Here is a 14,137-nt window from a genome sequence, read left to right on the forward strand (position 1 = left end):
TTAGGCGTATATTGTTTAAATACCTGTTTAGTCTTAGTTTTGGCCATAGTAATTTCAATGTGGTAATTAAAATTACTAATCGGCCCTTTCTCTGCAAAGAAAAGGGCCGACCTTTTTGGTCAGCCCCCTGTTTTTTTATACGGGGTACTTATTGTCCTACCTGGGTAATAATTGCTCTGAAAGCGCCGTCCTGCACACTTCTGGGGCCTCCGGCCGCTGACTGGTCGGCGAGAGTGCCGGAAAAGGTGCCTTCTACCACCATATTGTCAATACGTGTAATCCTTATAACGAAGTCGCTGCTGCCGGTAGACACAAGGGTATTGGCATATACGCTGTTGAGTACGATGCTCATACCGTTACCGGTTTTGGTAGCAGGGTACGCGCCCGGTGTAAAAGGCAGGGTGGGTGCGGCCATGGCCATGGTGATTACATCACCGGTATAAGTTTGCCCGGTAATTTCCAACTTTGGATAGTCGTTATTCGGGTTGTTGTCTGTTAAATTAGGCGCATAGATGGTTCCTTTTGGATTATCTACCAGGTACACCCTGTTATCCAATTTCATCGAAACATATTTGCGGCGCTGGGCATCGTCTTTACTATCTTTCTTGCAGGATATACTCAACATTACAATGGCACTGAGTAATGCAGTTACTAATATGCGCATAGGTTATATTATAATCTGTTTTAATTAATCGGCGACTAAATTAATCATTTAAATACAAAAACGGATGCCGGTAACGGATTGTTACATCCCTTCACCGGCATCCGCTGTATATCTTTTTGATGGGCTATTACGCCTTACGCGCTGTGCGGTACAGGTACCAGCCCATAAACGCAAAAAAGCCACAACCTATTATATAATATCCTGTTTGTCCCAGCATATTTGTGAGCCCGGTTTGTTGATTGAGTTTGGACAAGATGACGGCCGACCAGTCGAAACCCGCCAGTATGGCGATGATAACGCCGGCCACGGCTCCTCCGGCTACCAGGCCGGTAGCAAAGAGATTGCCTTTACCCAATTCTTCTTCTTCCGGAGAAATCTTTTTGTTGGATTGCTTCCGTTTTCGGTCTACCACACCACGGATAGCTCCGCCCACAAAGATGGGTAAGGTAGTAGATAGTGGCAGATAAGCTCCCACGGCGAAAGACAGGGAGTTAACGCCGCATAGTTCCATGGTAATAGCGAGGAATACGCCTACCAGCACAAACTGCCAGTCGAGGTTGAACGACAGGATACCTTTTGCCAGTGTAGCCATGAGCGTGCCTTGCGGAGCAGGATAGTATGCACTGCCGATGGCATGATCTTTTACCCCATGGAGTACCATATCTGCCGTAGGCTTATCCAGGAACTTCACCGTTAAACCGATCACCACTGAGGAAACGATAGCTCCAATAAATAACGCCAGCTGTTGATACATAGGCGTGGCCCCCACGATGTACCCTGATTTTAAATCCTGCGAAGTACCGCCTGCATTTGCCGCAGCAATACAGATCATACCACCTACTACCAGTGCCATCGGTTCATACACTTTGCCTGTCCAGCCAACGGCAATAAATACCAGGCAGGTGCCCATGAGGGTGGCGATGGTCATACCGGAAATAGGATTGTTGGAAGAGCCGATCAATCCTACGATGCGGCTGGAAACGGTGACGAAGAAGGCGCCAAATATAACTACGAGTAGGCCTACCAGTAGTTTTTTGCTGATGGAGTCGCCCGGAAGCTGTGGTAACAGTGCAATGAGTAATACTAGTGCAATGCTTCCGAAAAGCACCACTTTTAAGCTCAGGTCTTTTTCTGTTCTGGGTGCGCTGCCTTTGGCGGCACTGTTTTCAGAGCCATCTTTGATAGCGCCCAGGCTTCCTTTAAAGGAAGAGATGATAGTAGGAATTGTTTTCAACAGGGTAATAAATCCACCTGCTGCTACAGCGCCGGCGCCGATTTGCCGTACATAGGCATAGTATACAGCAGCCGAGTAATCGCTAAAAGTATGTGTAACTGGGTTCCAGTCGCCTTGTCCGCCAGGCGTTTGCAGGTTGGCCAGGTAACCTATTTTCACCAGCTGGGTGGCAATGGTATCGGGTGGTAGCAATGATGCCAGCAAAGGGATGAGGGCCAGCCATGATAGTACGCCTCCGGCTACCAGTACCCCGGCAATGCGGGGGCCGATAATATATCCTACGCCCATGTACTCGGGCGTAATATCAGCACTGATTTTGGCAGAAGGGAAAAACTTGCTGGCCTGTTTAGTCATATATTCGGGCGTTTCGGCAATCACATGCAGGATCTTCTGGAAGATGGCATATATGAAAGCGAAGCCCAGTCCGTAGAAAGCTGTTTTAGCGAAGTCGCCTCCCTTCTCTCCCGCTATCAGTACATCGCCGCAGGCGGTACCTTCGGGGTATGGGAGGGTTTTATGTTCTTTTACAATCAATGATCTCCTCAGGGGGATCATCATCAGCGTGCCCAGGATACCGCCGCAGATGGCAAGAATCAGGATGGTGAAATAATTGAAATACTGGGCGCCGCCACCATCGCTGAGGAACAGGAATCCCGGTAAAGTAAACACCACACCTGCTGCAATAGATTCGCCAGCAGAGCCGGTGGTTTGGATGATATTGTTTTCAAGAATAGTGGTGTTGAAGAATTTTCTGCCTAAAGTAATGGCAATAACGGCAATAGGGATGGATGCAGATACTGTGAGACCGGCTTTCAGTGCCAGGTATACGGTGGCGGCGCCAAAGATAATACCGAAAATACAACCGAGTAAAATGGACTTGAGGGTAAACTCTTTCATTTGTACACCGGGTGGAACAAAGGGCTTGAATTGGTTATCAGACATATGTATATTTGATTACAGGTAGTATGTTGTACAATATAATATAGTAAATAATCCGGCGCCGGACATGCAATGATACTAAATAGTAGTTTGAATGCGGTATAAAAGAAGAGGAAAGCAGGATTGATCCCGCTTTCCTCCATTTCCTTATTATTGACCACTAATAAAAAACTTATCTAACGCCGTGCATCCATTTTTTCAGGAAGGTGGTAGACAGGAACAGCAATACTGCTGCAGTTCCTGGCAGGATTACAAACACCATGAAGAATTCATAGAGGTTGTGAATGGTAAAGCCTGCGAAAGTAGGATAATGGGCTGACAGTTTCAATTCGTGCAGCTTATCCAGTTGTTGTGCAGTAGCAGTAATAGTACCATCGAGAATGCCTTTTAGGTCGATACCATTTTTGGTAGCCAGTTCGTATTTATCCATTGTAGGCGGCAGCAGGGCGCCGAGCGTTCCAGCCAGCGCATAACCGGCGGCATTGGCCAGGAACCATACACCCATCAGCAGGGAAGAGAAACGATGAGGGGCCAGTTTGGCTACCAGCGATAAACCGATAGGCGACAGGCACAATTCACCCAGTGTATGGAACAGGTACATGAGGATTAACCAGCTTACGCCGATTTTTTCATTAGCACCCAGCCCTTTCATTTGCCAGGCAATGATAAAGAAGCCAATGGCCAACAGTGCCAGTCCGAGTGATTGTTTAGCCGGAGATATCGGTTCCAGGTTACGTTGCTGTAATTTCAGCCATAAGAAGCTGAAAGGCAATGCAAATACGATGATGAAGATGGAGTTGGCATTTTGCACCAGGCTTGGCGGCATGTCCCAGCCAAAGATGCGGCGATCAGTCTGATAATCCGCTACGAAGGTGAGGGAAGATCCTGCCTGTTCAAAACAAGCCCAGAAGAAGATCACGAAGAATGCCACAAAGTAGATCACGAGGATTCTTTGCCTTTCTACTTTGGTAATAGATTTATCGGTAAGGATCAATACAGCGAGACTGATACCAGCGGCATAGATGAAGGGATATACCCATGACTTGATAGGATTAGGGTCGATGGACAGGTAGTGGATGCCGAAGAAGAGGGCTACCATTAAAACCAGTACGCTGAAAATGGCAGTAGAAGTAAATTTAGCTTTATCGGCTTCACCGGTAGCAGTAGTGCCGGAGGATTTGGAGAAATCGGGTTTGCCGCCGATGGCTTCGCCGGTAGGCGTTACTACATATTTATCTTTGAGGAAGTAAAAGAGGATGGTGCCAAGGAACATAGCGATACTTGCGGCCAGGAATCCCCATTTAAAGGCGCTTACCACTCTTACGCCAGTGGCTTCTATTTTTACGTCGCCGAGGATAGGACAAATGGACATACCGAGGAAGGCGCCCATGTTGATACCCATATAGAAGATGGTGAAGGCGGAGTCGAGGCGGCTGTCATTTTTGGGATACAGCTGGCCTACCATAGAAGAGATGTTAGGTTTGAAGAAGCCGTTGCCAATAATGAGGATAAAAAGCGCCAGCCATACGATCATTTTGGCTGTTTCCACGTTGGATGCGTATAATACGCCACTTAATACCATGAGTAGTTGACCAATACCCATTACAAAACCTCCCAATATAATGCAATTCCTGTTTCCCAGGTACCTATCGGAAATATATCCACCCAGCATAGGTGTCAGGTAACATAAACCGAGGAATCCTCCATAAATAATAGAGGAATCTGCTTCAGAGAAAGCCAATGCATTTACCAGGAAGAGCGTCAAAAGCGCTCTCATACCATAAAAATTAAACCGTTCCCACATCTCCGTGGCAAATAATACTGGGAGCCCTTTAGGATGGCCCTTCTGCGAGGCAATAGGGGACTCTTGTGCAACAGCAGTTTGCATCATAAATTGGTTAGTTTTAGCAATAGTTGTTTAGATTTCGTAAACCTTTAAATATGGCAAGTTAAATAAAATCGGCTATCAACGTAAAAAAATGGGATGAATGCTCATTTTTTGCCATTTTTTGAACTTTCTTTGCATTTTCTTTCGCATCTGCATTTATTAGGCAACTCATATGAACATACTACTACTAGGAAGTGGTGGCCGGGAACACGCGCTGGCCCTGAAAATGTCACAAAGTACCCTATGCGGTCAACTTTTTATTGCCCCGGGTAATGCCGGTACCGCTCAATGTGGTACGAACGTTAACATGGGGGTAAGTGATTTTGAGAAGATCAAGGCTTTTTGCCTGGAAAATGCCATCGACCTGGTGCTGCCGGGCTCTGAAGAAGCGCTGGTAAACGGTATCTATGATTATTTTAAGAGTGAACCTGCATTACAGCATATACCAGTAATGGGTCCATCTAAGGAAGGGGCTCAGCTGGAGGGCAGCAAGGCTTACGCCAAGTTGTTTATGCAACGTCATCATATTCCCACAGCTGCTTACCGGGAGTTCAACGCCGATAATTATGAAGCGGGGGTGGCGTATCTTCAACAGCACTCCTTACCAATTGTACTGAAGGCCGATGGCCTGGCAGCAGGTAAGGGCGTGGTGATTGCCACTTCGCATGAAGAGGCGCTGACTGAATTTGAACAGATGATTAAGTCGGCCAAATTCGGCGATGCCAGTAAAACCGTGGTGGTAGAGCAATTCCTTACGGGTATTGAGTTGTCTGTATTTGCCCTTACTGATGGGCATTCCTACCAGGTATTACCAGAAGCCAAAGACTATAAGCGGATTGGAGAAGGCGACCAGGGCCTGAATACAGGCGGTATGGGAGCGGTATCCCCGGTACCTTTTGCCGATGCGGTATTCATGAAGAAAGTGGAAGACCAGGTGATCCGTCCTACTATTGAAGGGCTTTCCAAAGAAGGAATTGTCTATCATGGGTTTGTGTTTTTTGGCCTGATTAATGTAGAAGGGGAGCCTTTCGTGATCGAATATAACTGTCGCATGGGGGATCCTGAAACGGAGGTGGTTATGCCCCGTTTAAAAAATGATTTACTGGATTTATTCATCGCAGTAACTGAAGGTAAGCTAAGTGAGCAGACTATTTACGCCGATGAGCGTGCAGCATCTACGGTGATGCTGGTATCAAAAGGATACCCGGAAGCATATGAGAAAAACAAGGTAATCAGCGGTATTCCGGCGCCTACCCACGACCAGGTAGTGTTTCATGCCGGTACCCGGCAAGATGGTGCCAACATACTGAGTAATGGTGGCCGTGTACTGTCTGTTACTTCACTGGCGGCCGATCTGTCTTTAGCCCTGGCTCATTCTGTACAAACAGCAGAGCAAATCTCTTTTGAGGGCAAAGTATATCGCCGCGATATAGGATACGAGTTTATTTAGCCAACGGGCTTTAGCTGCCGACAGGGCTACTGCCGGCAGCTAAAGTGTTTAAGCCATGAACAGCTACAGTAGGGAGGACTGGTACAGGACAATTGAAAAGCGGGACTTGTAAAGGCGTAATTTTAGGCAGCAGGAACAATTAAAACGGACTAATTCCGTTCATCTGATCGAAGCGTAAAGAGAGCAGTTACTATGCCGTTTGTATAACAAATAACTTTTTTTAATATTTAGCTGTATTATTGCAAGAATATCCATTTTTTGCATCGTATATTCGTTGGAATTATTCATTTTTGCATTCTAATTTTTGACCGTATCAACAATGGGATTTTTTAATTTTTTAACGCAGGAAATCGCGATTGATCTTGGTACAGCGAATACGCTGATAATTCATAATGACCAGGTGGTAGTGGACGAGCCTTCCATTGTAGCGATAGAACGGGCTAGTGGCAAAATTGTGGCTGTAGGAAAGAAGGCCATGATGATGCACGAAAAAACACACGAATATCTTCGTACTATACGTCCCCTGAAAGATGGCGTGATAGCGGATTTCAATGCCGCTGAAGGCATGATCAGGGAACTCATAAAAATGATTTACCCCAAAAAGCCCCTGTTTGCCCCCAGCTGGCGCATGGTGATCTGCATTCCTTCCAGTATTACGGAAGTGGAAAAAAGAGCCGTACGCGATTCTGCTGAACAGGCAGGTGCCAAAGAGGTATACCTGATTCACGAACCTATGGCTGCCGCACTCGGTATTGGTATCGATGTGGAAGAGCCGGTAGGTAACATGATCATTGACATAGGTGGTGGTACCACTGGTATTTCGGTGATTGCACTGGCGGGTATCGTTTGCGACCAGAGTATCCGTATTGCGGGGGATGAATTTACCGCCGACATCATGGAAGCCCTGCGCCGTTACCACAGCTTGCTGATTGGTGAAAGAACCGCAGAACAAATTAAAATCCATATCGGATCTGCCCTGAAGGAACTGGACAATCCACCAGATGATATTCCTGTTAACGGTAGAGACCTGGTAACCGGTATTCCGAAACAAATCATGGTATCCTACCAGGAAATTGCGGAAGCCCTCGACAAGTCTATCTTTAAAATCGAAGAAGCCATCCTGAAAGCGCTGGAAACAACGCCTCCTGAGTTGGCATCAGATATTTATCGCAGAGGTTTATACCTAACCGGTGGTGGCGCCTTGCTCCGCGGACTGGATAAGCGTCTCACGCAGAAAATCAAACTGCCGGTGCATGTAGCGGACGATCCATTACGCGCCGTGGTAAGAGGTACAGGTATTGCCTTAAAGCATGTTGGTAAGTATCCGTTCCTGATGCAATAACACTATTTTGATATTTACGGATTTTGAGGCGTAGTGGCGGATACTCCCCCGATGCCAAAAAATCCGTAAATCTCTAAATCTCAAAACCCGTGCGCGCTTGTGCGAAATTTAATCATTTTCTTTAGGCGATACTTTAACTTCTTCTTATTTCTGCTGCTGGAAGTGATTTGCATGGTATTGGTATTCCAGCATAACAACTTTCAGCGAACCGCCTATCTTAGCTCCGCCAACGCCATCAGCGGTAAACTGTACGACAAGTATAATAACGTTCAATATTACTTTCACCTCAAGTCGACAAACGATAGCCTGGTGAACGAAAACATGCGGCTGCACAATGCCCTGCTTACCAGCTATGATAGCATGCTTACCGCAAAGGGGATTAAAATCGATACCGTACGTCAGTACAGTGATGATACCCTGCGCAAAGTGATAGGTACACAGATCCGCCGCTACGAATACTTTTCCGCCAAAGTGATCAATAACTCCATCAATAAGTCTGTTAACTATATTACTATTCACCGGGGTAGCTTGCAGGGCATTCGTCCTAATATGGGCGTTATCAGCAGCAGCGGTGTTGTAGGCGTAGTAAGAAGTGTAAGCGATAATTATGCGGTGATTTTGTCGATGCTCTCTAAATCTAACTCCGTATCCATCAGCGCCCGTCTTGGCCAGGGTAAAGAAATGGGATCTGTACACTGGGATGGCGAAGACGCCGGTTATGCACTGCTGAAAGACGTACCCAAAAGTGCTAAAATACATAAAGGAGATACGGTGGTAACCAGCGGGTTTTCTGCCCTCTTCCCTGAAAATATTCCTATCGGCTATGTGGAAAATATTGCCGTGGGAGATAAGGCCAGTACCTCGTATACCATCCGGTTGAAATTGGCCACCAATTTCTACAACCTGCAATATGTGTATGTAATCGAGAACCTGTTGAAAGAAGAACAACAACGATTGGAAGATTCAACGTATAAGTTGATTAAATGAGTATACTGTTAAGAAATATAATCCGCTTTGTGCTCCTGTTGCTGATACAGGTGTTTGTGCTCAATGAAATATTGCTGCATCAGCTGGTGAGCCCCTATCTTTACATGCTGTTTATACTGGCGCTGCCCTTTAACCTGCCCCGTCCTGTATTGATGTTGATGGGACTGCTGATGGGACTTTCCCTGGATATGTTTATGAATACCCCTGGTATGCATGCTGCTGCCTGCGTTTTCATTGCCTATCTGCGCCCGTTTATTATCAATATCCTATCGCCACAAGGAGGTTTTGAAACTACCCAGAAAACACCTTCCATGACCAGTATGGGGGTATCCCAGTTCCTTATTTATGCTGCCATCCTCGTATTGCTGCATCATACCGTATTTTTTTCCTTAGAAGTATTTGGTACAGGTAACCTGTTATACCTGATCATGAAGATCGTCTTTTCATCGCTGGCCAGTCTTTTCCTGATTGTACTGTATGAATTACTATTCTTCTCAAGGAAGTAATAGGGAGAAGCGGCAAGCTTTAGGCTTTTTAATGTAGGTTTGTAATTTAAAATATATCCGTCCTTAAAGCATGTCTGTATTTAATCAGCCCAGGAAGAGAGTAATACAGTTGATTATACTGGGGATGGTCACTTTAATCATCTCGAGATTATTCTTCCTGCAAATTGTGGAGAAGAAGTACGCCAAACTGGCGGATGCCAACGCAGTATTGCGTAAGGTAGTGTATCCCAGTCGTGGTATTATCTACGACCGGCAGAATCGTAGTATCCTCGGAAACGATGTATTATACGACCTTGTAGTAACGCCCGCCAGTGTAAAAAATATCGATACGGCCTATCTCTGTAATATCTTAAAAATAGATAAAGAAGAATTCAGGAAACGTATTATCAATTCTATTGTAAAGAATGGACGGGTAAGGCAATCGGTATTTGCTCCCCTGTTGGCGCCGGAGGTATTCGGACAGCTCCAGGAAAGCATGTACCTTTTTTCACCGGGTTTTGAACTGGTACCCCGGCAAATCCGCTCCTATCCTTACTCTGCGGCGGCTAATATACTCGGGTATATCGCGGAAATTTCCCCGGCCATGCTGAAGGATACCGCCAACTATGGCTCCTATAACTCCGGCGATTATCTCGGTTTTACAGGATTGGAAAAAACGTATGAGTCGGTATTGATGGGCCAGCGAGGTATCCAGTACCTGGTAAAAGACAACCTTAACAGGCCTCAGGGCGCCTATGAAAACGGCGAATTCGATAGTGCCGCCGTAGCGGGGAAAAACCTGCGCCTTTCCCTGGATATTGAATTGCAGCAGTTGGGCGAGCAGATGATGAAAGGAAAATCCGGCAGTATCGTAGCCATTGATCCAAAAACCGGGGGGATCCTGGCCATGGTAAGCGGCCCCAGCTTCGATCCTAACCTGTTGACCGGATCTAACAGAAGTGCCAATTTCAGTAAGCTATATACCGATACCACCAAACCGCTTTTCAACCGTGCCATCCAGGCTACCTATCCTCCCGGCTCTACCTTTAAGCCGATGATAGCCCTGGTGGGATTGGATGAAGGTGTAATTACACCCAGCTTTGGCTATCCTTGCCGGGGCGCCTATTACGGTTGTTCGCGGCCTATTAAGTGCGAACACCATGATCCGGGGCACGCAGCGAACCTGCGCCTGGCGCTCTCCCATTCCTGTAACGCCTACTTCTCGCATGTATACCGCCTCAGTGTGGATGCTGCCAAGTTTGGTGGTATTAAGGAAGGCGGGATGCAGAAATGGGCCGATTATATGAACACCTTTGGTTTCGGTCATAAGATCGGGGTAGATATCCCCAGCGAGGGACGCGGACTTGTACCAGACAAAAAATATTATGATGCCCGTTATAAAGGCAGCTGGAATTCCTGTACGTCTGTGTTCCTGGGTATAGGTCAGGGCGAGCTGTTGTTAACACCGCTGCAAATGGCGAATGCCATGTGTATTGTGGCTAACCGTGGTTCTTACTATATTCCTCACTTTGTAGCCAGCATTGACAATGACGATACCCACCTGTTGGATAAATATAAAAAGAAACATGAAGGCGCGCATATCTCTGACTCCGCGTATAGCGCAGTAATTCATGGTATGACCGATGTGGTGGAAAGCGGTACCGGCCGTATTGCGCAAATTGAAGGTATTACTATTGGTGGTAAAACAGGTACAGCGGAAAACTATGGTATTGTAAATGGCGTAAGAACCAAATTGAAGAACCACGCATTGTTCGTAGCCTTTGCGCCTGCCGAAAATCCACGTATAGCCATTGCGGTGGTAGTGGAAAATTCCGGTTTCGGCGCGACGTATGCCGCGCCTATCGCCAGCTTGATGATGGAGAAATACCTGAAAGATAGTATCTCTACTAAACGCCAGCCATTGCTGAAAAAGGTAATGGAAACAGTTACCCTGGACCAGTCGTTGCTGGCTAAGTCGCATCTGGATTCACTGAATAACAATGCCATCATGTTGAAGAAGAAGAAGTCGTAACCAATCGCTCATCGAATAAACTGATTAATGAAGAATGAACCGCTCGCAAGCCAAACTGACACAAGGGATTGACTGGCCAATAGTTGGCCTATACCTCGCACTGGTGATTATAGGCATAATGTCGATTTTTGCTGCGGAATACCGGGGTGACGACAATGTGTGGTATGATATCATCCACCCAAATAAAAACTATTCCAGGCAGCTGGTGTGGTTCGGCGTATCATTGGTATTGGCGGCTGTGATATGGCTAACGGACAGTAAGTTCTTTACAGCTACGGCCAATCTGATGTATGCGGGCGGGTTGCTGTTGCTATTATTGGTATTGGGAATTGGTAAAGATGTAAAGGGGTCCCACTCCTGGTTGGTGATTGGAGGATTCCAATTTCAGCCGGCAGAGCTAACCAAGTTATGTACTAACCTGGCCCTGGCCAAATATATATCGTCGCAGGAAACGGATTTTACCAAGCTACGATCGCGGCTGATTGCAGCGGCTATTGCCCTGATTCCGGCCGGTATCATCATCTTACAGGATGAAACGGGGCTGGCACTGGTATATTTCTCCTTCTTCCTGGTGATGTACCGTGAAGGGCTGCCGGGCGTATTACTGGTGATCGCGTTTTCAGGAATTGTACTCGTATTATCTGCCTTGCTGGTAGATCGAACGGTACTCTTTTCTATTTTCACCGTGGTAACTGCGTTGGTCATTTATTTCAGTCGAAGGGAAATAAAACGAAAGCGATCGAGACTAGCCATCATATTGGGTGTATACGCTTTCTGCGGCCTGTTTGTGATGTTTGTGGTTCCATTTGCATTTACCAAAGTGCTGAAAGACTACCAGGTACGCCGTATTGAAGTAATGCTGGGTAGAGAAAATGACCCCAAGGCAACGTATAATACAAGGCAGAGTATGATTGCCATTGGTTCGGGTGGCTTTTGGGGCAAAGGTTACCTGAAAGGAACGCAAACCCGTTACGACTTCGTACCTGAGCAGAGCACTGACTTTATATTTTGTACAATAGGGGAAGATTTTGGCTTTTTCGGCAGCATCATTTTCCTGGCTATTTATGTGGCGTTGCTCTTCCGGATCATTTTCGTGGCGGAGCGACAGCGATCGACCTTCACGCGAGTCTATGCCTATGGCGTGGCCGGAATAATCTTCTTCCACCTGGCCATTAATGTGGCTATGACCATCGGGTTGGCTCCTGTAATCGGGATTCCGCTGCCGCTGGTAAGTTACGGCGGATCTTCCCTGATGACCTTTACCATGTTGATATTTATCTTATTGCGACTGGATGCTGACCGGCAGATGGTTTTAAGATAGCAGAAAGCTGAAAGCGTAAAGCAAAAAGCTATTGTAGCGGATGATCTAAACGTATATTTACTCGCTTTGCTCATTCGCTACAATAGCTTTTTGCTTTACGCTTTCAGCTTTCTGCTTTTTTGTACCTTTGCGCCATGGCGCGTATTATTCCATTATCCGAAGGGTCATTTACAGTAGATGGGACCAAGAAATTCCTTCCTTTTAACCGGGAAACCGAACGCATGCAGGATCGGCCGCATGGGTCATTACTGGTAGAAATCCAGCCGTTTCTCGTGATCACTGACCGCGATTATATACTTTTTGATACCGGGCTGGGATTCCGTAATCCTGATGGGGTATTACAAATCCATCAGCACCTGATTGACCATGGCGTTAATCCCATGGAAATTACCAAAGTGTTGATGAGCCACCTGCATAAAGACCACTCGGGTGGCATATCTGCAGAAGATCCGATCACCAGGGAGCGTACACTCACCTTTCCAGGCGCTACTTACTATGTTAATAACGAGGAAATGCTGTATGCCATGGAGCATTCCGGTAAATCTTATCTCGCGGAAGATATCTTCTTATTACAACAACGGGATAACGTGGTATTTACCACCGGTAATGGTACCATAGATGGTTATATTCATTACGAAGTAACGGGTGGCCACTGTCCCTATCACCAGGTATTTTTGGTAGATGACGGAGAAGATAAAGTGTTTTTTGGCGGAGATGTGGCGCCCCAGATTTCCCAGATGAAGAGTCGTTTTGCCGCCAAGTATGACTATGATGGTAAACGCAGCATGGAACTGCGACAGGAATTTATGGAGCGGGGTAAAAGCGAAGGTTGGACCTTCCTGTTTTACCACGATACCAAAGAACCTTTCACCAAGTTTTGAGTATAAAGCATACCGCCGTTTATGTACACCCTTTTTGATAGTCATGCCCTGAAGGGACAGCATGCCGTTAAAACATGGCAGCAGGATGGTTATCGTTGGGCATCGTATAGTCTTTACCGTGAATCGGCTTCCCACGAATTATATATACCTCATACTTTATTGAACCTGGTAATACAGGGGCATAAGAGAATGTATGATGGCAAGCAGGTACATCACCTGCAAGCAGGCGACGTGCTCGTAATACCGGCGGGTACGCTGCTTTGTTCGGAAATACTCCGACCGGAGCAACAATACCGGAGCATTAACCTGGTGATACCGGATGAAATGGTGATATCGGTGCTGGCTGGAGCCGCCCGCCGGCAGGATGCTTACAGTAAGGAATTGACCGTACAATCAGGCGACAGGCGTTGGCAACAGCTCGCCGCCACTTTGCTGCAGGGCTTTACGGAGGAAGGTAACCCCGGTTTTGCCTCTGAGGACATTCTCTCCCAGGCCTTACACCTGGTGAACAGCAATGGAGCATTGAGTAGTATGCTGGTGAAGGCGGTGAAATATCCGTTACCAGATATGATGAACCAGCTAAGAACCCGCTTGCCGGAAGTGCGTTTTTTGGAAGAAATTGCCCAAATGGGGCATATGAGCACGGCCACCGTAAAGCGTCGTTTTCGCGAGATATACCATTGCAGCCCCATGCAGTGGATATGGGAAAAGCGCCTGCAGATGGCAGGCTTCCTGTTGCACACCACGGAGCAGCCTATCCCGGAAATTGCTTACAGCACCGGATTTGAAAATATTACTCATTTTTACCGCCAGTTCAGGCGTTGTTTCCAGGTAACACCGCTGCAGTGGAGGGATATGGAAACTGATCTTTTCAGCAAATAGCGTTATTCCCCGATTCTCTACCTTCAGGAAAA

General features: G+C 46.7%; 11 protein-coding genes. 8 read left to right on the plus strand and 3 right to left on the minus strand.

What is annotated here, in order from left to right:
- Positions 1–148: 148 nt before the first annotated feature.
- The 3 genes from HGH90_RS11465 to HGH90_RS11475 form a co-directional block, all read right to left on the minus strand.
- Positions 149–664 carry a hypothetical protein gene (locus HGH90_RS11465; RefSeq protein ID WP_168766745.1) on the minus strand — a complete coding sequence of 172 codons (516 nt, stop codon included), beginning with the start codon at positions 662–664 and terminating at the stop codon, positions 149–151.
- Between the two features lie 127 nt (positions 665–791).
- Complete coding sequence (locus HGH90_RS11470) at positions 792–2,840, minus strand: OPT family oligopeptide transporter (protein ID WP_169191159.1); 2,049 nt, start codon at positions 2,838–2,840, stop codon at positions 792–794.
- 169 nt (positions 2,841–3,009) lie between these two features.
- The gene (locus HGH90_RS11475) at positions 3,010–4,728 is read right to left on the minus strand and encodes a peptide MFS transporter (protein WP_168766747.1); all 1,719 of its coding nucleotides are present in this window, start codon (positions 4,726–4,728) and stop codon (positions 3,010–3,012) included.
- 169 nt (positions 4,729–4,897) lie between these two features.
- Between HGH90_RS11475 and purD the strand changes: the two genes are divergently transcribed.
- The 8 genes from purD to HGH90_RS11515 all read left to right on the plus strand — a co-directional run bounded on the left by purD (position 4,898) and on the right by HGH90_RS11515 (position 14,105).
- Positions 4,898–6,175 (plus strand): phosphoribosylamine--glycine ligase, encoded by a 1,278-nt coding sequence (gene purD, locus HGH90_RS11480; RefSeq protein ID WP_168766748.1) that lies wholly within the window; start codon positions 4,898–4,900, stop codon positions 6,173–6,175.
- 319 nt (positions 6,176–6,494) lie between these two features.
- Complete coding sequence (locus tag HGH90_RS11485; protein WP_106527013.1) at positions 6,495–7,517, plus strand: rod shape-determining protein; 1,023 nt, start codon at positions 6,495–6,497, stop codon at positions 7,515–7,517.
- Between the two features lie 99 nt (positions 7,518–7,616).
- A complete protein-coding gene (gene mreC, locus HGH90_RS11490) occupies positions 7,617–8,504 on the plus strand; it encodes a rod shape-determining protein MreC (RefSeq protein WP_168766749.1) in 888 nt (295 codons plus the stop codon).
- Positions 8,501–9,010: a rod shape-determining protein MreD gene (gene mreD, locus HGH90_RS11495; protein WP_145663531.1), complete on the plus strand. Its 510-nt coding sequence runs from the start codon at positions 8,501–8,503 to the stop codon at positions 9,008–9,010. Before mreC ends, mreD begins: the two co-directional genes overlap by 4 nt.
- A 70-nt stretch (positions 9,011–9,080) precedes the next feature.
- Entirely contained in the window at positions 9,081–11,021 is a 1,941-nt protein-coding gene (gene mrdA / locus HGH90_RS11500; protein WP_168766750.1) for a penicillin-binding protein 2, read from the plus strand.
- Between the two features lie 34 nt (positions 11,022–11,055).
- Positions 11,056–12,342 carry a rod shape-determining protein RodA gene (gene rodA, locus HGH90_RS11505; RefSeq protein WP_168766751.1) on the plus strand — a complete coding sequence of 429 codons (1,287 nt, stop codon included), beginning with the start codon at positions 11,056–11,058 and terminating at the stop codon, positions 12,340–12,342.
- A 134-nt stretch (positions 12,343–12,476) separates the two neighbouring features.
- On the plus strand, positions 12,477–13,223 hold the full coding sequence (locus tag HGH90_RS11510) for an MBL fold metallo-hydrolase (RefSeq protein ID WP_247680019.1): 747 nt from the start codon (positions 12,477–12,479) through the stop codon (positions 13,221–13,223).
- A gap of 21 nt (positions 13,224–13,244) precedes the next feature.
- Entirely contained in the window at positions 13,245–14,105 is an 861-nt protein-coding gene (locus HGH90_RS11515) for an AraC family transcriptional regulator (protein ID WP_169191160.1), read from the plus strand.
- Positions 14,106–14,137: the final 32 nt, after the last annotated feature.

This window comes from Chitinophaga sp. Ak27, from assembly GCF_012726295.1.
In the GTDB taxonomy this organism is placed as follows: Bacteria; Bacteroidota; Bacteroidia; order Chitinophagales; family Chitinophagaceae; genus Chitinophaga.